At 59.5% G+C, this 20,630-nt stretch carries 17 protein-coding genes; 4 read left to right on the plus strand and 13 right to left on the minus strand.

Going from position 1 to position 20,630, the window contains the following annotated elements:
* Nucleotides 1-21: 21 nt before the first annotated feature.
* On the minus strand, nucleotides 22-2,682 hold the full coding sequence (locus LJD29_RS00835) for an ABC transporter permease (protein ID WP_446743855.1): 2,661 nt from the start codon (nucleotides 2,680-2,682) through the stop codon (nucleotides 22-24).
* The gene (locus LJD29_RS00840) at nucleotides 2,682-3,011 is read right to left on the minus strand and encodes a PadR family transcriptional regulator (protein ID WP_446743856.1); all 330 of its coding nucleotides are present in this window, start codon (nucleotides 3,009-3,011) and stop codon (nucleotides 2,682-2,684) included. Before LJD29_RS00840 ends, LJD29_RS00835 begins: the two co-directional genes overlap by 1 nt.
* Nucleotides 3,012-3,357: 346 nt before the next feature.
* On the opposite strand from LJD29_RS00840, the gene LJD29_RS00845 reads away from it, so the two are divergent.
* On the plus strand, nucleotides 3,358-4,203 hold the full coding sequence (locus LJD29_RS00845; RefSeq protein ID WP_446743857.1) for a helix-turn-helix domain-containing protein: 846 nt from the start codon (nucleotides 3,358-3,360) through the stop codon (nucleotides 4,201-4,203).
* A gap of 10 nt (nucleotides 4,204-4,213) precedes the next feature.
* Here LJD29_RS00845 and LJD29_RS00850 read toward each other — a convergent pair whose 3' ends face one another.
* The 11 genes from LJD29_RS00850 to LJD29_RS00900 all read right to left on the minus strand — a co-directional run bounded on the left by LJD29_RS00850 (nucleotide 4,214) and on the right by LJD29_RS00900 (nucleotide 18,536).
* On the minus strand, nucleotides 4,214-6,340 hold the full coding sequence (locus LJD29_RS00850) for a 3-keto-alpha-glucoside-1,2-lyase-like domain-containing protein (protein WP_446743858.1): 2,127 nt from the start codon (nucleotides 6,338-6,340) through the stop codon (nucleotides 4,214-4,216).
* Entirely contained in the window at nucleotides 6,333-8,921 is a 2,589-nt protein-coding gene (locus LJD29_RS00855) for an ATP-dependent Clp protease ATP-binding subunit (protein WP_446743859.1), read from the minus strand. Before LJD29_RS00855 ends, LJD29_RS00850 begins: the two co-directional genes overlap by 8 nt.
* A 12-nt stretch (nucleotides 8,922-8,933) precedes the next feature.
* Nucleotides 8,934-10,604: a hypothetical protein gene (locus tag LJD29_RS00860; protein ID WP_446743860.1), complete on the minus strand. Its 1,671-nt coding sequence runs from the start codon at nucleotides 10,602-10,604 to the stop codon at nucleotides 8,934-8,936.
* Nucleotides 10,601-11,500 carry a type VI secretion system baseplate subunit TssG gene (locus LJD29_RS00865; RefSeq protein ID WP_446743861.1) on the minus strand — a complete coding sequence of 300 codons (900 nt, stop codon included), beginning with the start codon at nucleotides 11,498-11,500 and terminating at the stop codon, nucleotides 10,601-10,603. Before LJD29_RS00865 ends, LJD29_RS00860 begins: the two co-directional genes overlap by 4 nt.
* The gene (locus LJD29_RS00870) at nucleotides 11,497-13,191 is read right to left on the minus strand and encodes a hypothetical protein (RefSeq protein ID WP_446743862.1); all 1,695 of its coding nucleotides are present in this window, start codon (nucleotides 13,189-13,191) and stop codon (nucleotides 11,497-11,499) included. The genes LJD29_RS00865 and LJD29_RS00870 overlap by 4 nt, the downstream gene beginning before the upstream one ends.
* Complete coding sequence (locus tag LJD29_RS00875; RefSeq protein WP_446743863.1) at nucleotides 13,188-13,619, minus strand: hypothetical protein; 432 nt, start codon at nucleotides 13,617-13,619, stop codon at nucleotides 13,188-13,190. Before LJD29_RS00875 ends, LJD29_RS00870 begins: the two co-directional genes overlap by 4 nt.
* An 85-nt stretch (nucleotides 13,620-13,704) precedes the next feature.
* Entirely contained in the window at nucleotides 13,705-14,163 is a 459-nt protein-coding gene (locus tag LJD29_RS00880) for a hypothetical protein (protein WP_446743864.1), read from the minus strand.
* A gap of 107 nt (nucleotides 14,164-14,270) precedes the next feature.
* Nucleotides 14,271-15,614, minus strand: a complete 1,344-nt coding sequence (locus tag LJD29_RS00885; protein WP_446743865.1) for a hypothetical protein — start codon at nucleotides 15,612-15,614, stop codon at nucleotides 14,271-14,273.
* Nucleotides 15,614-16,117 carry a type VI secretion system contractile sheath small subunit gene (locus LJD29_RS00890; RefSeq protein ID WP_446743866.1) on the minus strand — a complete coding sequence of 168 codons (504 nt, stop codon included), beginning with the start codon at nucleotides 16,115-16,117 and terminating at the stop codon, nucleotides 15,614-15,616. Before LJD29_RS00890 ends, LJD29_RS00885 begins: the two co-directional genes overlap by 1 nt.
* An 11-nt stretch (nucleotides 16,118-16,128) precedes the next feature.
* Nucleotides 16,129-17,535 (minus strand): vWA domain-containing protein, encoded by a 1,407-nt coding sequence (locus tag LJD29_RS00895; RefSeq protein ID WP_446743867.1) that lies wholly within the window; start codon nucleotides 17,533-17,535, stop codon nucleotides 16,129-16,131.
* Nucleotides 17,536-17,582: 47 nt separating this feature from the next.
* The gene (locus tag LJD29_RS00900) at nucleotides 17,583-18,536 is read right to left on the minus strand and encodes an FHA domain-containing protein (protein ID WP_446743868.1); all 954 of its coding nucleotides are present in this window, start codon (nucleotides 18,534-18,536) and stop codon (nucleotides 17,583-17,585) included.
* 216 nt (nucleotides 18,537-18,752) lie between these two features.
* Between LJD29_RS00900 and LJD29_RS00905 the strand changes: the two genes are divergently transcribed.
* From LJD29_RS00905 to LJD29_RS00915, 3 genes are read left to right on the plus strand one after another with little or no spacing between them, the layout of a single operon-like run.
* Nucleotides 18,753-19,664, plus strand: a complete 912-nt coding sequence (locus LJD29_RS00905; protein ID WP_446743869.1) for a ThiF family adenylyltransferase — start codon at nucleotides 18,753-18,755, stop codon at nucleotides 19,662-19,664.
* Nucleotides 19,648-20,376: a hypothetical protein gene (locus tag LJD29_RS00910; protein WP_446743870.1), complete on the plus strand. Its 729-nt coding sequence runs from the start codon at nucleotides 19,648-19,650 to the stop codon at nucleotides 20,374-20,376. Before LJD29_RS00905 ends, LJD29_RS00910 begins: the two co-directional genes overlap by 17 nt.
* Entirely contained in the window at nucleotides 20,369-20,629 is a 261-nt protein-coding gene (locus tag LJD29_RS00915) for a hypothetical protein (RefSeq protein WP_446743871.1), read from the plus strand. Before LJD29_RS00910 ends, LJD29_RS00915 begins: the two co-directional genes overlap by 8 nt.
* Nucleotide 20,630: the final 1 nt, after the last annotated feature.

The following is a 20,630-nucleotide window of genomic DNA, read 5'->3' on the forward strand; positions in this document are numbered from 1 at the left end:
TACCCGCCTGCGAATTCCGGCCTATTCTGTACGCAGAATTTCCACCGGGTCGATCTGCAACGCTCTTAGAACTCCCGGTGCAACAGCGATACCTGTAACCACCAGGATGACCGCAACAGGAAGCGCCATCATCGTCGCGTCCGTAGCTTTTACACGGAAGAACAACGACTCGATAGAACGGGTCAGGACCAATCCAAGCCCAATACCTGCGACGACTCCAACTGCCACCATGGAGACGACGCTTCCGGTCACCAGTTGCACGATCGCAGCACTGCGCGCTCCTACGGCGATGCGAATGCCGATTTCCCTGCGCCGCTGCAGTGCCGAGTAATTCAGCACACCGTACAATCCGATGCCTGCCAGCAGGAGGGCCACCGATGCGAAGAACACACCGAGCATCGCCAGCAGCCGCTCCCGCACCGTCTGCCCGTCGATTAACTCCTGCTGCGTTTGCACGTTGCTCACGCGGATGCCCGCACCTGACGCGGCAACCGCCTTTCGCAACTCCCCGGCCCGCGCCATGAGGGCCTTCTGATCTTGCGCCGCCAGCCGCACCAGGAAGGTCGTATTGGCCTCCAGCTGTACCACTCCTTTTGCATCCACTTCGCGCAACGGAACGAAGGCCACCGGCAGTTGCGGCTCACGCACGCTCCGGTATGGTGCATCGGCGACAACGCCCGCTACCTGGAACTTCACCCGCGTGCCGTCATCGTCTGCCCTCTCAAAGAATCTTCCCACCGGATTTTCATTCGGGAAGAAGAGCTTTACGAAGGTTTGATTCACCACGGCTGCGCCCGGAGATACGTCAGTCGGCAGGAAATCCCGGCCAGATATCATCTGCATCTGCATCGTTCCAAACCAGCCCGGCGACACCGTCAGGAAATACACTAAGTCGACGCTTGGAGCCCCACCGTCGATTGCAACGGAGTCGTTCCATGACGAGGACATCATCGGCCATCCTGATTCCGCTACTTTCTCTACGCCAGGCCTGGCTTGCAGCGTCTCCGCTACACGGCTCCAGAACTCCGGCATCTTGCCATGGGGTGCTACTGACTCGAGCAGCAGTAAACCCTTTGGTGAGAACCCTAGCGGCAGCCGCTCCAGCCTATCGAATGTGGTCACGAACAGGCCCGAGATAAACACGACCAGAAAGCAGATCGCGACCTGCACGGCGATCATGCCATACATCATGCGATGCCGCCCGTGTGGATTGTTGCCACCCTTCAGCGCGCTCACCGGTCTGACTGCAGAAGCTCGCAGCGCCGGTAACAGGCCAAAGAGGAGCGTCACGCCGGTCACCAGTACCAGACTGAAGCTCAACACCCGCCAGTCTGCCGGCAGAACCAGCCGCACCGCGTTATCGGGCGAACTGACCATGCGGAGAACCAGAGGCGCTGCCTGCCAGGCCATCACTGCGCCCAGCGACCCTGCCATGCCTGCAAGGATAGCGCTTTCCACAAGCACCATCTGTACCAACCGCCAACGCCCTGCACCGATCGATACACGCAGCGCCATCTCCCGCGCCCGCGCCGCCGCAAGGGCAGTCATCAGGTTCGCTACATTGACGCAGGCGATGAGCAACACGAGGACGACAAGGGCTCCAAGACAGGCCAGCGCCTCATGGTAATCCTGCTGCATGCCAGAGGCTCCGGACGACGCCGGCAGCAGCTCCACGCGCTGATGCAGGTAGTTGTCGATGCTCTGCTGTGGCATCCCCTTGAAGCCCTTCGCACGCTCGCGCTCGAATGCCATGCTGACCGCGTCCAGCCTGGCGCGCAGCGGTTCCAGTTCGGCGCCCGGTCTGACTACGGCGAAAGTCCGGTGCCACGTCGCGTCATCACGCTTGACCCATCGGTTCAGCATGATGGGAAGGAAGATTTCGGTCATCGTTCCCGGCTCGGTTCCGGTAAAACTTTTCGGGCCTACACCGACGATCTCCAGCAGTTGATCGCCCAGACGTATCGTTCTTCCGATGACCTTTGGATCTCTCCCAAAACGTCGCGACCAGTAGTCATAAGACAACACGGCGACAGGATCGGCTCCCGGCACGCGATCTTCCTGCTCCGTAAACAGCCGCCCCAGTGCGGGGCGCAGTCCAAAGCTCTCCCACATCCCGCCTGAGACGTACTGTACCAGCCCTTTCTCCATCTCATCGTCCGAGGCGTAAGTAAGATCCATGTGATCCGCGTAAGAAACCGCGATCAACTCTGCATTGTCTTTTGCGGCCGCACGCATCAGCTCGAAATCCGGGTAGGCCCAGCCATCGAAGTCGCGCGGCTTGCCTTCGAACGAAAGCTCTGCCCGAGAAATTGCGAACAGGCGCCCGGGCTCTGCGATCGGCAACGGACGCCAAAGCAGCGCATCGATCAACCGAAATGCCGAAACGCAAGCCCCCATTGCCAGCGCCAGTGACAGCACCGCTACCGCCGAAGTCGCACGGTTGCGCCGCAACTGCCTCAGTCCAAGGACGACATCCGCTCGCAGCCCGTCGGCCCAATTCCATACGAGTACGCCGCGAGCTGCTTCACGTTGACGCAGCAACGAGCCGAAGGCCCGTCGTGCTTCCTCCGGATCGCGTCCGGCAGCAATCGCCTCTTCAAGGTGCGACTCAAACTCTTCGTTCAAGTCACGATTCAGCCTGTCTCCGCGAAACACATTCCAGACTCGCGACCAAAGTGACATCACGCCTCCCTGAGCACCCGGTTGATTGCCGAACTGACCAGCTTCCAGCGCGTTTCCTCGGCCGCGAGCTGTTTCCTGCCGGCTGTAGTCAGCTGGTATATGCGCGCCCGCTTGCCGCTTTCTTTAACCACCCACTCCGCCCGGATCCATCCTGCTTCTTCCATCCTGCGCAGCGCCGGATACAACGAGCCCTCTTCCGCGGTTAATACTTCGCCCGAAGTCTCCTTAATAGCCATCATCAGCGCATAACCATGCAGCTTCGGCCTGCGCGAGAGTATCGTCAGCACGAGCAGGTCAAGTGAACCCTGTAAACCATCCTGTTTCTTCATACTAAGACATCTAAATATAAAGACGGCTGAGTACATGTCAAGAGAAATGATCAGTTTTTGGCACAGACTCCATGCAGGCGCCGCCGCGGGATGTGTTTGGCATGAATGGATGCCGCATTGGCAGATATTGTGGGATATCGTCACGACATCCATGACAAGAACAATAAGTTGTCGTTTTACCTATTATTCAAACTAGCATCAGCTGCCTCAGATTAGTCTTAGGTGACGCTTGAGCAGGGGTATTTCGACCTCAGTCCACAAAGCTCGATGCAGTCGCGATGGAGGGCCCTGTTTGCATTCTTCATCTCCCCCTTTTCACACAAATTTATCTTCGACAACGCGGATCATGGCTGTCCACGATGGTGAATGGAAGCCCCTATTCGCTTCGGAGATTGAAGGTTCATTCTCGCCGTCTCCCTCTCTGCGCGTGGAGCGGCACCGCATCGAGCCTGTTATCTGGTCACGGGTGTTAATACCTAAGCAAATAGTGATCCTTGCGCTCGATACTCATGAGGTATTGCACAAATGCAACCTCGGCAGTGTCAGCACCACGCTGCGCCACGAAGGAACCGTAAGCGTGGAAAAGCGCGATCACGAGCAGAGCATCTGCTGGAGATCGCCGGCTACGACTTTGACTGTGGAACTGGACGACGCAGTGCTCGCCGAAGTTCAGACCGCGGATACGGAGTGCAATACGGAAGACGACCGCGTGCAGGCCTTGTCGCCGCTGCTGTATGCGCTGGAAGCTGAGCGTCAACAGGGCTATCCACACGGACAACTTTTCGTCGATGGTATCGAGCAGGCGATCGCCTGCATCGTTGTCGCCATCACCGGCCACGCGCAGGTGAGAAGAAGCACCCAGGTTCCATCCATGGCGCCACACCAACTGAGGCGAGTGAACGAGTACGTTAAAGCACATCTCGATAAGAAAATTATTCTGCGCGACATGGCGCGTGAAGCCGGCCTGAGTACTTCTCACTTCTCAAGGCTCTTCCGGAAGAGCTCCGGCAGAACGCCTCATCAATATGTGCTCGAACAGCGTATCGATCATGCCAAGAGCCTGATGGCGGATTCTCACCACTCCCTGCTCGATATCGCTATCGCCTCCGGCTTCCGCACGCATCAGCATTTCTCAAAGGTGTTTCACCGCATCACAGGCCGCTCTCCGCGCCAATATCGTTCACAGATATAGAAGGTGCAGTTCATCCCCTGCTGAGCTGCAACGCGAAAGACACAGCCTGCGCAAGGGCCAGTCGATCTCCATTACGCAGGCGGGTCGCTGCGCCGGCGGGCAGCTTACGGCCGTTCAGGTAGGTTCCGTTCGAGCTGTCGAGATCGATCACGTAATACAGGTTCTTGCGCTTATGCACCTCGAGATGAAAGCGTGACACGAGGCGATCAGGATCGCGCACAATCACCTCATTTTTCTTCCCCGCATCCATGGCTACGCCGCCCACATGCGTCACTTCCTGATTGAGCAGATAGCGCCGTCCCTTTTCCACACCGTCCAGTGCAAGCAGATAGCCAACGACAACCTGGCGGCTGCGACGGCGCAGTGCAATCAACCCCGCGATCAGACCGAACAGAGAGAGTGCGCCGAGACCACTCCAAAGCAGGATCCGGTTGCGAATACGTTCGTGAATGATGGTCTGAAGATGATCGACCTCGGGCCCTTTCGCTCCAAGCCTCTGGGCATCGTTGAGGCGATCGCGCGCCACGCTGGTATGGCCACGAAGCAACTCATTCTGTGCCTGTTCGAGCAGTGCATCACGTCGCGCAGCATTTTGCTCGAGCTTCTGGTCAGAGTCGAGGCGCAGCTGCAGCGCATGCTCCTGGATGGTCGACTGGGCATCGAGTTTTGCCTGGGCCTTGTCGAGACGCTGTTGTGCAGGCATATCGCTGGGGTCAAGCACCAGGATCTGCTTATTGATACGCACAGCCTCTTCCGGGCTCTGGGCTTCCAATGCCTGCACGGTCAGTGTGCGGACCTGTTCAGCGCGCGCTTTTTCTTCAGGAGATTGCCCAGGCGCCTGAGGCATATTGAAGCTCGGCACCGCCGTGGGCGCAACAGCAGCGGCTTGTGTGGCACTTGCCCCAGCAGCCGCAGGCGCGGTCGCTGGGGCAGGTGAGGCAGCGGGCGTGGGAGCCGGCTGAGGGCCAAGCGGAAGCGCGGCGGCCGATACATTTGTCAGATCGACAGTTACATGTTCATTACCGACCAGGATAGCAAGTGGCGCGGCCGCTCCGCGGTAGGTTCCTTCAGGCCTCGAGTCATAGTAGTCCATCACTTCCCGGCCATCGACCCACATGGCGAATCTACGCCCGCGGTTCATGACGGTAATGGGATGAATACCGCCAGCAACTATGGCCGCCGTCCTCGCTCTCTCGGGAACGAGGAGATTGCCGGGCGCGACTGCTTTTGCCGCGCCAGAAATTGCGAGATCGATTGCGTATCCGCTGGCGTATTGGCCTGAGGAGCCACGCGAGAGCAACTCGGCCACGGCAGTGTCGCCATGCTCGTTGCCTGTAACGCGAGCCGTCATCTGCAGCAAAAAGTCCTGGAAGGTCTGCGCTGTTTCAAGCTGGCCTTCGCCGCCTGTGCCTCTGATCGCGCTGTCTCCCGACCAGTGCGCCACCTTGGGAGGCTTCGATTTGCCGAAAGGATTAGGAATCGGAAGGTGCATTCCGCCACTCTTCTTCTCCGGTTCCTTGGGATTGATCGCGCGCCAGCCATCAAGATTTGTGCCGTTATAGAGGCTGTTCAGCGCGGTGGGCTTGAGCCAGATCGAACGCACCTCGAGCTTGCTTCCCTTCGGAGCTTCGAACTGGATGGCGCCAATTCGATTCTTCCCGTCGGTCTCCGCAGCGACAGGCATCCCGTTAATCGTTGCGCTGATCTGATCTCCTTCCGCTCTTATTTCAAACTGTCTCCAGATCTGCGCACCGGAGGTCAGTGTGCTGTTCCCATGCTGACCGTTAAGCGATCCATCGGCCAGCCCAATATGAATGCCGGGCTGCGCTGGCTTGCTCTCTGGATCGAGACGAACCACCACGTCGGCAGGGCCGCCCGTTACCCGGGCCTCAAACCTGAGCGTGAAGTCTGCAAACGGCAGATCGGTGTAGATGCGCGCTGCACCCGCGCCGTCCGAGGCAAGCATTGAGCTTGCGATCTGCCAGTTGCCCGCAGGCGCCACCCAACCGAAGCGGTCTGTACCGTCAAAGAGCCGGATCCATCCCAGTGCCGGATCCGCGTCACCAGCCGCGGACCACATCGCAGGAACCGAGATCAGGCAAAGCAGAGCCGCAAAAAGCCACTTTCGCTTACACACCTTCGAGCGCCCTCGCTGTCGCATCGAAAACGATGCCGTTCTCTTCTGTCGCATCGATCAGTAACGCAGAGCGTGGCTCCAGTGAGCCTGCAATCAATGCAGATGCCAGCGGCGAGTGAACGTGCTGCTGCATCGTTCTCTCCACCGCTCGAGCACCATACTCCGGCTCATAGCCAATAGCCGCAACATAGCGCCGGGCCGCCTCGGTCACCGAGAGCTCAATGCCGTACTCCTCGCGCAAGCGGTCGCCAAGTTGAGCAAAGTTGCGTGCCACGATTCGATCCAGCTCCGCCTCGCTCAGTGCATCGAAGGTCACGATCTGGGAAATGCGGTTGTAGAACTCAGGCCTGAGCGCCGCGCGAACCACCTGCAGGATCACTTCCCTGCGCGCTTCACCGTCTTCCGTCCGCATGGCCTCGCGTGCGCCCAGGTTCGAGGTAAAGAGAACGATTGCGTGAGTAAAGTCGCACAGCCTTCCCTTCGCGTCAGTCAGGCTGCCTTCATCGAGCACAGCGAGGAGCAGGTCAAGAACTTCCGGGTGGGCCTTTTCGCATTCATCGAACAAGACGATGGAGTATGGATTGCGGCGAACGCGCTCGGTAAGATATCCGCCCTCATCCGAGCCGACCAGCCCCGGACGCGAACCGATGAGCCCGCTGATGGAACTGCGTTCCTGGTATTCACCCATGTCCACGCGAATGAGAGCTGTCTCGTCGTCGAAAAGCGCTTCTGCAAGCGCTCTCGCCAGCTCCGTCTTCCCGGTGCCGGTTGGACCGACGAGAAGAAATGAACTGGGCTTGCGCCTGATTTGCAGGTTTGCTCTCATGCGTCGCACGGCATCGGCAACGGCAAGAACAGCTTCGTCCTGCCCAAAGACGCGCTGCCCCAGACGCTCTTCGAGCTGGAGCAGGCGTTCGCGTTCGCCTTCGAGCAGGCGGCCGGATGGTATGCCGACGCGCTCGGCTACAACCTCCGCGATCTCCTCCGCCATAAGCATTCTGCTTTGCGCGGGGGCCTCGGTAACGAACTGCTCAAGCTCAGCGCGCTGCGTGTAGAGGTGATGAAGCACTCCGTAACGAATCTCAGCTGCGCGAGCCATATCGCCTGTCTCTTCTGCACTTCGCCACAGCGATTCCTGCTCTTCGATGGCTACCAGAGTGCCGCGCATTCTTTCCTGATCCTGCTGACGACGGGTCCACGCGGCACGCTCCTGATCTGCCTGCGCCCGCAAACGATCGATCTCCTGCGACAGTTCTTCTCGAATGTTTGCGCCTTCAGGAAGACCAGCCAGCCACAGTTCATTGCTTTCGAGCAACCGCTCGGTCTCTTCGAGTTCCCTCGGGCGCGATTCCTTTACTGCTCGAGCGCGCGCCGCGGCCTCATCGAGAACGTCTATTGCCTTATCGGGCAGGAAGCGCGCAGGCATGTAACGGCGCGTAAGCTTGATGGACGCCTGGAGTGCTTCATCCGAGAGCCTGACTTCATGGAAGATTTCATAGCGCGGCCGCAGAGCACGCAGGATGACGAGCATCGCTTCATCATCAGGTTCACCGACCGAAACCAGGTTGAAGCGCCGCGCCAACGCGCCATCTTTTTCAATGCGCTCACGATATTCGTCGAACGTGGTCGCTCCGATGCATCGCAGTTCACCACGAGCCAGCGCCGGCTTCAGAATATTGGCGGCGTCCATGCCGCCTGCATCTCCACCAGCGCCTACCAGGGTATGCAGCTCGTCCAGGAAGAGAATGATCTCGCCACGCTTGGCGCGGCATGCGTCGATTACGCCTTTCAGGCGCTCTTCGAACTCTCCTCTGTATTTTGTTCCTGCAACCATTGACGCCAGGTCGAGCGAGAGCACACGGCAATGCAGCAGCGAGCGTGGCACATCTCCAGCGGCGATGCGCTGCGCCAGGCCTTCAACGATGGCAGTCTTTCCAACGCCAGGATCTCCTACGCAGACGGGATTGCTCTTGGTACGCCGCAGCAGCGTGTGGATAACCTGGCGGACTTCTTCGTCTCGGCCAACGACAGGCATCAGCTCACCGGCGCGGGCAAGGGCCGTAAGATCGGTGGAGAATCGTTCAAGCGCGCTTGCACCCGAAATCTGCGATCCGGCTTCGCCAAGGCTCTGTTGAGCGGCCTCCGCACCAGCGATGCGCGCTAGCAACACCTCACGGCTGATGCCGCATTCGCGCAACAGGTTCGCAAGCTGCGGATCTCCCCTCTCGGCAGCGGCCAGCAAAAAATCAGAGGGTTCGGCAAGCTCTGCGCCATGTGATTCGGCAGCTGCAAACGCCTGCTCCATCAGGCGCCGCAGAGCAGGTGACGCGACCACGCGTGCGGATGCTCCAGATACATTTGCTGCGATCCCGTTGAGCCGCAGAGTCAACCCTTCACGCAGCATGGACAACATGCATCCGGAAGCCTGCAGGCGAACCGCATCGGGGCTCGCATCTGCGACGATGACCCAAAGCAAATGTTCCGGAGCGATCGCTGCATGTTTCCGTTCTTCCGCAAAGGCACGCGATCGAACGAGCGCATCTTCCAGGCGGGGCGATATCTTATCGAGCGAGGGAGCCATCGTGCCGTTCTCCTATTCCAGTCTTCGCCGGCGAGGCGGGGCTACGGGTGCTTCGACAAACTGCTCATCTTCCCGCGTTGTTCGAACAGAACGGTTGCCGGCGGGAAAATCCCCTGGCTGCAGAGGCGGACGGAAGGCTGCCACCGGTTCCTCGCGAGGTGCTTCCATGCGCGCCGGAGGAACCTCGTCCACATAGAAACGATGGCGTACAAAGAGTAGAACCCCGCTGACAGGGAAACGCGCGGGCACCGTGACACGAAGATCGATGATGGTCTGCACTTCTGGCGCGTCAAAGTCGAACTCGACGTTGTTCTGGCCTTCCGCGCGTACATAAGCGACGCCGTGCAGAGGCGTGCGGCGTGCTCCGCTGCCTTCGTTGATACCCAGTTCCACCGGAATCTGTTCCTGGGTCTCAAAACCACGCGCGGCGTGAGCTGTGAGGATCATTCGATACTTCTCCCGTCCTTCAAGCCGGATGTTGGCGAAGTAGAAGGTCATCTGGTCACCGAAGCCCTGCAGCCTCGCCGGCTTCGCTGCCAGCTTATAGAGGGCGCTTCCGCCGCGGTCGAAGAAGAAGTTCATGCTCTCAAGCAACGGGCTGACGCGGAAGTCGATGTACTTTCCTTCCAGGGCACGCTCCAGCACTTCTATGCCGCGAAGCGCGCGCTCGGCTCCCTGCAGCTCTTTTGCGAGATCGTCCGGTTGCCGCCAGCGCCTCTCCGACTGCAGAACCTGGGTCAGGTGGTCGAGGGCGGGCGCGAACTCCGCTTCGCCTGCGCTGCGCAGCGCGTCGAAGTACTGCCGCACCGGCGGGCTCAGGTTCAGGTGCAATGCGGCTCCGTGTGTGAGCTTCCGCAGGTGACCCAGGAATCTTCCGGGAGACTGCGTGATGTCGAGGCATTCTTCCAGACAGCTATCGAGCAGCGGGATGATGGAGCGAACGAACGCAAGCGTTTCGTCATCCAGGCGGCTGTCGATGCCGCGCTCGCGAGCCATCTCGATGTAATCCTGCATCGCATGGTGCAACTGCAGAAAGCGCCCGGAGAGTGCAGCTAGCAGGTCGACCATGCGGCGCCAGCTTGTGGACAGTTCGCTCAATGCGCCCATGTGCAGGCAGGGCGGAAAAAAGCGCGGGTCGAGCTCATAAGCAAGCCCCTGGTCGCGAAGCCGAAGAGCCCCAACCATCAATGCATGAACGAGATATTCACCGTGCGGTTCCAGTATGACCCTGCACGCGCGTACACGCTCTGTTTGCATCTGCGGATTGTGCTCGTCCACGGGCCCATCGATGGCGACGTATTCATGGGGAGGAACGAGCAGATGGACACGCAGTTGCTTCTTGTCCCGCAGATCCGCTTTTGCGAAACGCTGTGTCACCGATGTTTCAGGCGTCACCTCGACCGGGGTTCCGGCGGGAGTAAGGCCGCGGCATTGCGACACCGTGATCTGAAGCGACTCTTCATCTTCTACGAGTTGAATGACCGGGTCGTGACGGCCAACCCCACTGAGGGCTTCCGGCAGCCGCATACCTCCGCCGATAAGGCCGAACTCCCTCGAGGTGTAGCGAAGCATCCATAGCAGGGAGGCTTCGTGAAAGCGTTCCTGACGAAGGAAGTGCTCGGGCGTCACAAGCATCCCGAACTCCCAGTTCACAGCCGGTTTCAATGTCTCTTGCGAATTCATGATGCGATTCCTCTACCCAAATGGAAGTTGACGCCGAGCCTGCCGTTCTTCGCATCGTTTCCAAGCACCGGAGCAACATTCTTGTCCTCTACAAGCCATGCAATGCTGTAGTCCTGGTAAGCGCTCAGGCACAAGTCGCAGGCCATTTTCAGCAGCTCTCTGCCGTTCTCACTCTGGAATTGCGTGTATTGCGTCAGTGACACAGGCCCAAGACGCAGCCGGATTCCGTCCACGTCCCACATACCATTGCCAGCAATCCAGTCCACACCGAGGCGGCTTGACCGCTCTCCCAGCTTCGAAGCCTGCTCGTACTTTCGGTAGGTAGTAAAGCTCTCGACAGAATGCAGAGGAATATCGAAAAGCAGGCGCATGGTTAGCCTGATTCCACCTTCGCGGCCGCCAAGCCGCGACAGTGCAGGCATCAGGAGCGACAGCCGAAACCACATTTCTTCCGGCCACAACGACGCGTCCATCCCGAACAGCGCAAGCCAGCGGCGGCAAGCATCGGGCCGCTGCTCGGAGAAAGCAAACATCGGCGCGCCCGCGCGAAACCAGCGAGCCATCTTTTCAACAGGACTGTCCACTATCCGGCAAAGCTCGCGCGTGCCCATCTCCCGATCGGCTCCGGACTCGCGCATCGGCAGCGGCAGTGCATGGAAGAAGCCGAAGCCTGCGATGGAAAGGGTAACGCGCGTGGTCGAAGCGAGTAGCGAGCCGGGTGGCGGCGACTGCTTTACGACAGCCAGACCCGGCCGGCCGGGCCCATCCATCAACAGGGCGATGCGGGCGTCCGGCACGCCGAGCTGTTCAAGAGCAAGCAGCGCCGAGTCAACCGAATGCGCGAATCCGGCAGTCGGTGAAATAAAATCCGGCATGACGGCTGTCGTATCGGTCATGCCCAGGCAAGCTCCAGACTCACTTCCACGTCCAGCGGAACGCGCTCTCGCAGGAAGCGGCGCAGTTCGGCAAGCAGGATCTGCGGCTCTTCCTCCCCTTCGAAGCGCTCACGACTGGCATGCAGCAGCAGGTGAAAGACCCTCCGCAGACTCCCGTTAAGTCCGCGCTGAGCCCGAGGCGTCACTTCAACTGCAGTGATACGGGTATCGAAGGAGCGAACGGCTACTTCAATATCCGTGCGCGTAATAAGCCGTTCGCGTGAAAGTAGAACCTCCGCAAACCTCTGCCTTGCGGAATGCAATGCTTCGCCGTCTGTGCCGCCTGCGCTCGCGGTCACATTTTCGACAGTCAGCCCTGATGTCCATGTAGGTTTGCCGAAGGCATTCAGGCGCGAGGTGCCCATGCCGTTGCCTTCGCGTCCCTCGGTCATCCACAGGCGCACGTTCGCATAGGCTTCAGGGCGGCCATCTTTCATCCGTCCCGGGGTCAGCGTGATCCGCTGCTGTTCGATTCGGTAGCGGCCAGCAATTGCGTGTGCTCCCTGCTCGTATTCGGGCACATAAGCGGTTCCACTTTCGCCGGCAATACTTAGCGCAGACACCAGGAACAGCTTATTGCGGCCCTCGGGGTTCAACGGAATCGTTTTTCCATGCTCAGGGAAACGCACCGTCTGGTGCAGGAGCTGCACATTGGAAGCGCTCTGCGCGTGCAGATGTACCGCCGTCAACGCGGTGTGCAGCGGCTCCACGTGCGGATCGAGCTGGATGCGCAGCCAGGCGCGTGGCGTGTCAAACAGCGCATAACGGCGAAAGATCTGTCGCAATGGAAATTCCAGCCCCTGAGGCTGGCGGCAAAGAAAATCATTCTCTTTAGGCACGAGAGGAAGCACGAAGCATCGCCCCTGCCAGAAACCACCAGGCAGTGCAGGAGCCTGATCGGGCGCGATCTCTTCTCCGCCGCTCTTTGTCGAGCGGCCCGCGCCGGCTGGCATCAACCACTCCAGGCCGATCTGTCCCCCATTGAGTGAGCCGGTTCGCATCAGGCCCCGTTCCGTGAAGCGGCCGGAAGAAGATGCGAGGCACCAGTTCTCGCGCCGAAGTTGCGCGTGCAGCAGGGTCGCCTCCGGGCTGATCTGAAGGAAGATGCCATGCCGGGAAAGATGAGACTGCGGCAGGTTTTCGACGGCGATGTAGATACTCGGAAAGCTGCCAAGACGCGCGGGCACAGCGTCATAACCAGGCTCGGCCTGAACGGTTTCTTCGGGCAGAGCCATACCACTCACCAGCCGCAGCGACTCGTTCTCATAAACGAACACACCGGCAACGCGTGCAGGCGATACGGAGATGCCATAGTCAGTCAGGAAGCTGCTGCGCCCTCCATGCTCGGGCATCCCGACCAGCTCGGTTCCAGCCGCGATCTCTGCTGATTCCTGCTCGCAACGAAACGCGACAATGGTCTGCGATGGCTGTGCAAACCTACGGTCAAAGTTCAGGCCATCTAGCAACTCGCCCAGAAGAGCGGATCGCAGCGCACTAGTGTTCGAGGTGATCGAGCCGATCTGGTGCGCAAGCGTACGAAAAAGCACCGCGAGTATCGGATCCATCGCGGTCCATTCCATGCCGTACTCGCCGAGGTGCCGGCGAAACTCTTCCCGAAGCTGCAGATCGATCTCAGCGACGCTCGCGTTCATGCCTGTCTCCCTGGCATTGCGGGTGCGACCGGACGCAGCACGAACACTGCGGAAAGATCATCGAACAAATGCGAAGCCCATTGCGCGCGTGCCCGGCCCTGCGTGTCTCTCGATGGAAGATGAAGCTCCAGGCGATCGACGCAATAACGATCGAGACCTAACTCGAGCAACGATGCGTTCACATCCGCTATCAGCGCATCGCATCGCCTGGCCCGCTGCTCTTCGGTCTCCGTGTCACGCGTGATCACCCTCTGTAATTCTTCGAGACGTTCCCTGATACCGAATTCCGGACTTGCATGCCAGCTGCCGCGCTCTGTCTGAGCCATCAGTACCAGCAGCCGGGCGTATGCACTGCGCGCATCTTCCTTTACAAGCTGCGCACGCTCCAGGCGAAGCGGAAATCGGATAGCCAGACTTTTTTCGATCATCGACACTCTGAACCGGGTGGATTTTTGATGTGCGAAGTGAAAATGCAGGCGGCACAATCCGACATGCGCCGCCCCTCGAGTATGCTTAGTTGCCCATCGAGATATCTTTGTAGTTCTGCTGGTTCATCGCCGGTTCCAGCTCAAGGGTGAGCAGGTGATTGACCGTCGAATAAGCGCTCGAATCGGTGGTTCCGTCGGGCGCAGAGGTCGGGAGAGGATTGCCCGTCTCGAAGCGGCTGATCCAGCCCTTGAACTTGTACGAGCAGAGCGCGTCCTGCTTGGCATCGTCCTTCCAGTATTCAATCTTCATGTCGACGATCTTGTCCCGCGACACAACGTTCGAGAGCTGGAACAGCTGCTGCAGCGTCGCGTTGGAGATGTTGGTGTCGTCGTGGAAGTCGGCGTAAACCTTGATCGCCGTGGAAAGTGTTCCCATCTCCGGCATGCCGGAGCGATCCTTAAGCGTCGAGAAGCGTACGCTGCTTGCCAGAGCATCGAACTTGTTTCCGGCAATCGTGATGGTGCTGCGAAGTGGGCTCGCCATACGTTCTATCCCTCTTTCATTCGGAATGTGTGAGAGTTGAGGTCGACGACGCCTGGAAAGCAGACGCCAGAGATATCCTGCGAACCGGCCCAGGTCCAACTTCCGTCTCAGCGAGCGACGGCCTGCTGGCCTGCGCCATCCGGGGAAAAGTCGGGCGTGTCGATCTTGAGCCGGAAAGTTTCCCCGGGACCCGTGGGCACGACCTCAAGTTTGAGATCGCAGATCCCTTGCATCCTCTTGGCCGCGTCCCGATCGATGTCAAGCTTGTACTCGATAATCGTTCCGGACTCGACCTGCTCCTGCAGCATCTTCGCAATCGGCTTCTCGATAGCCTCATCGATGAAGTCGCGCGTCAGCACCTGCCCTGCCACCTGCAACAGATGATGGCGGCAGCAGCGCTCGATGTAACGAATGATGCGATAGGAGGTAAAGAACTTGTACACGCCGTAAGGATCATCGGCCAGCGTGCGGCAGCCGAAGAAGCACAGCTTGTTGTCCGCATCGCGGATGATCGGAATCAGCTGCCTCTCCATGCTCAGGTGTTCCATCTCGCCGATCAACGGCTCGATGCGTGCTTTCTCGGGGCCGTTCACCTGCCCGAAACGCGAACCGACCGGTCCCTGCGCCATGCCGGCTGCATCGTCCGTACGAGCGACTGCTCCGGCGAAGGCCAGCGATGGCGGCCCCCACAGGTCGTCGCCGCTGTCTACGTTGCGCTCAAACCAATACCGTGGGCGGAGCTGCAGATATCCCATGACGACGACATCCGCAGCCGCGCGATCTTCCGGGCGCTTCAGGAACTCATACTTGCCACCGGGACGGAAATTTCGCTCTACATTCTGGAACGACTTCTCGTCATCGATATCGGTGATAAGAAGGATGCCCCACTGGTTCGCGATGTTCTCAAGATGCTCGCGGACCGGCTGGCTGATCATGCCGGGCATCACCAGGTTGCAGATATCGTCACGAAAGTTGAAGTTGTCATTCCGCTTGCGGCAGAAGTTCTCGATGGCTGCGAGGGTAACGCTGAACACGCCTTCAATCTTTGCAGGGTCGGTATTCCATACGTGCAGCTCTACCGGCTTGCGCTGCTTCCCGTCATAGACCTTGCAGTTCTCGAAGAAAATCTGGAGCTGACGGTAGCTGCGCTCCATCGGGCGAACGTGCTCGTACACCTCTTCAAGCAGGTCGTCGCGCAGCTTCTCGGCGCGGTCGATCAACGCCTGCAGCTTGCGCAGCGTTTCGTCGAAGGTATCACTCTCTTCAAGCGAATCGGTCACACTCGAGAGCTGCGTGATGAAATCGCGCGCGGTGTTCGGGGTGAAGATCGAGTCAAGCGGGCGCCGCTCATCGATCAGGCCGGGATGAAGATCGGCGAAAATCTCGAGCATCACATCTCGTGTTTCGTTCGATCCCAGGATTTCGTGGGTGGTACGTGTGGCAGTCGCCATTATTTCGTTTCCTCCCCGCTTACTTTTTCGAGCTCTGCACGGAGCTGGCCAAGCGCCTCGATGATCTGCTTACGCTCCTGCGGATTCGCCCATGCGCGACGCACTGCCGGCAGACGCCAGCGATCCTTAAGGCGATACAACAGGTCAATGTTGTTCTTAAGATCGGCCAGATCGTTTCTGAGAAAAGTCACCGAACCGTCCTCAGCCTTGACCTCGCGGCGAGCCATCAGATTCGCCGGCTCGAAGTCTTTTACGCTCTCAAACCGCAGATCCGCTTCAAAGGTCACACCGTCTTCGTTCGGCGTGCTGTGAAACTGCAATCCCGGCTTGAACTTCGCAAAGGCATCTTCGAGAGATTCGACTGTTACCGGCTCTTCGTTCTCGCTGCGTAACTCCTTGCCCACGCGATCCGCCGTCATTGGCATCGGAACCGCAGTTGTGCTGGTCGGTACCTTTCGGACTGCAGGCCTTACGCTTTGTCGTTTTACTTCGATAATGGGCATCTTGCGTCTCCTTAATTGAGGCGTGTCTTCGTCACCGTAAAGTCCGTCGCTGCTCTCACAATCGTGTTTTCGCCGGGCTGCCGCATTGCGCCCTGTGCCGAATAAGCTCCTGCCTCGAATCCGGGAGGCGCGGGACGCGGCACGTAATGACCGGGAATCGGAGGAGCCGCGTCACGGCCCGGCCAGTATTCCGGCCGCACCGGCCGTGCCAGCTTCGCCTGGTAGCGCTCGGGCCAGATCCAGCGAGGCAGGATGTGCCACAAAAATGCCAGCAGCGCTGCAAACCCGAAGAACACAAGCAGAGGCCGCAGCAGCGACCACGGCGACGTTTCGCCGATGCGGCTGCTGCCGATATAAGCGCGCTGCTCAGCCTCACTCGCCTCCTCGTGGAAGGAAGGCGTTGCCACTGGCGGCGCAGCCCATAGTGCTGGCCGGTCTTCAACCAGGATGGTTCCGTCGGCGAGTGTAAACTTCGCCCGGAAGCGCAGTAACCGCCCTGCAAGAAGATTGCGGCTGTTTAGATCGGCGGGGGCCTTGATTGCCACGGTGACATCGCTCATCTGGCTCACCTGCGCCAGCAGAAATGCTTTGCGCAGCGTGTCGCGATCGAGTGTAATCAGCGGCGGCCTGGTGCCTAAACGTGTCAGGGCACTTACATCAAGGGTCTTCTCACTGCCCAGGCCGATCGGCAAAACCGAAACCCCGTCCTTCTCGACATCCCTGGCGGCCTGCTCCAATCCTTCGTTGCCTGTGAGCAGGTTCGCATCGTCTCCGGCCTGCGGCTGCACATCATTGGTGCCATCCGTCAGCACCAGCAGTCGCGCCTGCGCGTGAGAGGCGCGCGCCTCGGCGGCCAGCCTGTTTGCCGCTATCGAAACCGCGGAATAGAGCGCAGTGTTGTTGCGCCGTTCCGGCGCAACCAGGGCATCGAGTTCAGCCTTGGCCTCTGAGCGTGTACTCACGAAATGTGCGCCATCGATCCCAGCCTGCACATTCCTTCCGGAAAATCCGGCGATGGCCACGCGATCGCGGCCGTCCGTGAAACCTTCGAGGAAGGCCGCTGCTGCCTGGCGCGCAGCATCGAAGCGAGTCTGTCCCGCCATGTCGTCCTTGAGCATGCTGCCGCTCACATCGATCAGCAACATCGCCATCTGCGGCCGCTGCGTGGCTTCAGACTGTGCATTCGAGGCTACTGCATAGAACGGCACGGCCGGCTGGCCATCCACCTGAATCTCGGTGCGTGGAGCAAGTTCGCGCACAGGCGGTAAAGGAACATGCGTGGGATGCCCCGAGGCGTCAACGAATCCGAATCGCAGACGGAAGCAAGGCTCGCCTGTACCCTGTTCGCACTCCATAAGCACCGGCTTCTGCGAGAACTCGAGCGACACGCCCCCGCCCGTCTGAGCGGCAAGCGGCATCAGAGCTCCGAAAAGAGCTGCCGAAATCGTAACTATGATCGCTCTCTTCATGCCTTTTGCCTGCTTTGCTTGTTCTTCATCACAAACATCAGGGTGGTGCGGCCCACAACGATGAGGCTCTGGTCTTCAAGCGGCCGCGGAGTCGTCACCGAGCGATCCTGCAGGCGAAGCATGAACCGCCGCAGCCCCGACTCCGTCATAAGGTCGGGATGGCGGGTGATGTAGAAGCGTCCATCCTTCGCGAAGATCCGTGCATGGCGCGGAGCAACGGAAGCATCGGGAATATAGATGTCCACTTCGCGCCCATAGCTCGTCTTCGACAAGTCCGCACTCTGGCTCCCCACCAGATAACTGTCACCGTCCTGTACCGCCCACTCCTTGCTGCCGAGCTTATTGACCGCGCGCGCATCGCCGCTATTCACAAAGCGAAGCACCGCGCTGCGTAACAGTACGGGAGCAAAGGCGATGCCAAAGCTGATGCCGGCGCCTGTCAGCACAAAGGCAAGACACTGCGCAACGTCTGGAATCCATTCGCTCAGCATCGCGAATGCGATCCCACCGATGCAACCTCCGCACACGCCGCCGGCCATTCCATGTGCGAGCCGCGCGCGGTTCACTGAGATCCAACGCGCGCCCAGTCCAGCGCCGATCACTCCACCGGTGACCATCCATCCAAGCACGATGGCAAGCGGCAGAGCACCGGGCAACACATCACGCAAAGGCAGATGCAATGCACCCGATGCAGCTCCGCCCAGGAATCCAATGGCTGCGCCAGAGAAGACCCATCGCGCCTGCACGCGATTCCCCGCCCACTTCTCATCGAAGACAACCGTCAGGCCGCCGATAAATCCACCGAGCAGAGCCGCAGCCGCAACAACCGGCACCCATACCGGCGTGCCTACAGGCAGCAGAGAGACGAGGATCGCCTGCCCCGCCCAGGCGAGCAATCCTGCCGAACCGCCAGCTAATGACATAAAGTAAAGCAGCTGAGTGATGTTCATCGCGGATTCGTGACGTCAAAATGAGCGGCATCCGTCACGCATTGAATTCTCTATGCTTCATCCATCAGAGTTGTGCCAGATCGTCTGATTTATGGCCAGATCGCGCTCCAAAAATTTTCGATTTTGATCATTAACACCCGATTCACCGTTTCTTGTATGACATTTGTTACAACGGCATCTGTACTTGCCGCGTTCCAACCCCCTTTGGAGCCTGTATTGTTTCGCAGCGCAATCATCGCCGGCTTGGGCGCACTCGGCAGCGAACTGGCACAGCATGTTGGTCACCTGAAGCCACGACAGGTCATCCTGGTCGATCAGGATCTTCTCGAATACAAGAACATCGAGCGTTCCATCTTCTGGCGAGACGCAAGCCCCGGGCAATCCAAAGTAGTCGCAGCAGCGCAAATCCTATCCAACGCTTTTCCTGACACGGAATGGATCGGTATCACCGGCGAAATCGCCGATCTCTCAACTGATTTTTTTGTGGAAAGCGACATCCTGCTCGGTGCGGTAGATACAGATCTGGCACGCGTGGAGATGGCGGCAATCGGAGCCCGCTACGCTCTCGACATCTGCGACGCCGGCCTGGGCGGCACAAGCCTGCACGTAGGGCGGGTCTCATGGTTTCCGCATGATCGCGACCTGCAGTCGGCCTGCTTTACCTGCCTGCTCAGCGCCCGTCGCCGTGCGGAGCTGCTTCAGTTCTGGCAGGCAGAAAACCACTCCTGCTCGCGATCGACCCAGCCGCTCGATCCAACCTGGTCAAGCACCTCAGAAACAGTAAAGCGCATCGCAAAAGTCCAGGCGATGGCCGCCGCCCGGGCCGGAACGCGAAGGTCGAGATGGCCCTCGCAAACATTGCAAATCGATCTTGGCGCGAAACAACGGGTGCATCGAATTCATCATCTCCACAGCGAAGACTGTCCCTTTCACGACAACGACGTCTTCCGCGGTGAGCTCTTCCCACGATGTTCGCGTGCGGTCTGTTCAAGCTGCGGCACTACCGTGCCAACCTCGGTGCGCGTAGGCTGGCTACGAAACTGGGGACGATGCGATCAATGCGGCGGAAGACAGGTACCGGACGACGCCCGGCAGTTCGTGACGGAGGCCGATGAACAATTTGCGTGATCTGGTTCTGCTTGCGTTGTGGGCGATGCTGGGCTTCGCAACTCAGCTCACCGCCACCCATTGGGGGCTTGCCGGTGCGCTTGCCGGCGGCGTACTCTGTGGCATCGTTGTATGGCTCGCGCCGAAGCTTCTCGCGATTTCGTTCGATGATCTATGGCCTTTGCCACTCACTGCTTTAGCAGCAAGCTTGCTCGGGGTGGCGTGCTGCCGCATCGTCGGCCAGACGAATATGGGCTATCTCATGTGGCTGGCTCCGCTTCTCGCGATGCTGCCCACAGGCATTCCTGCCGTTGTGTGGCTGGCCCGCGGACAGCGTTGCGGACTATGCAAACGGGCGCTGAGGAATGTCCTCGCCTTCTCCTGTCCGCGCTGCTCCATGCACATCTGCGAATATTGCTGGGAGTTTGGCCGCGAACGCTGCCGGCTTTGCGAAGAAAACCACATCGCACTGCTGCCGGCCGAATCAGCCTGGTGGATCGATCGCTTCGGAGAACGCAGAGCGGCCGGCGACTGCTCTCTCTGTCGCACCTCCGCAGGCGCTACACATACGCCGCAGTGGGGCTGCGGAGGTTGCGGCCATAACCAGTGTGTGAGTTGCTGGGACGACTGCAACGGCGTCTGCTCCCGGTGCGGCTGGGTTATCCCCGATGTAGAAGACAGCAATATCAATCAAGGCCGGAATCACTCGCCCAAGGACAGGAGCTATGCCTAAGTACCAGATTTTCTTCGATACGCTTCGCGCCGAGCGCAAATTCAACGTCGATGTCGATGAGAACGAGACCCTCGAAACCACACTCGATGAAATTCTCTTCGAACTGCGGGAGCGCGGCGACTACCTGAAAGGCGAAGGTCAGCCGCAGGTAGTGTGGAACGGCGTATCACTCGATTTCGGAATTCCGTTGGGAGAACAGGGAGTGCGGCCGAACGACATCCTGCGTGTCTCCACCATCGTTCTCAATGGATAGA

Origin of the sequence: Silvibacterium acidisoli (assembly GCA_022870745.1) — a bacterium.
Lineage (GTDB): Bacteria > Acidobacteriota > Terriglobia > Terriglobales > Acidobacteriaceae > Silvibacterium.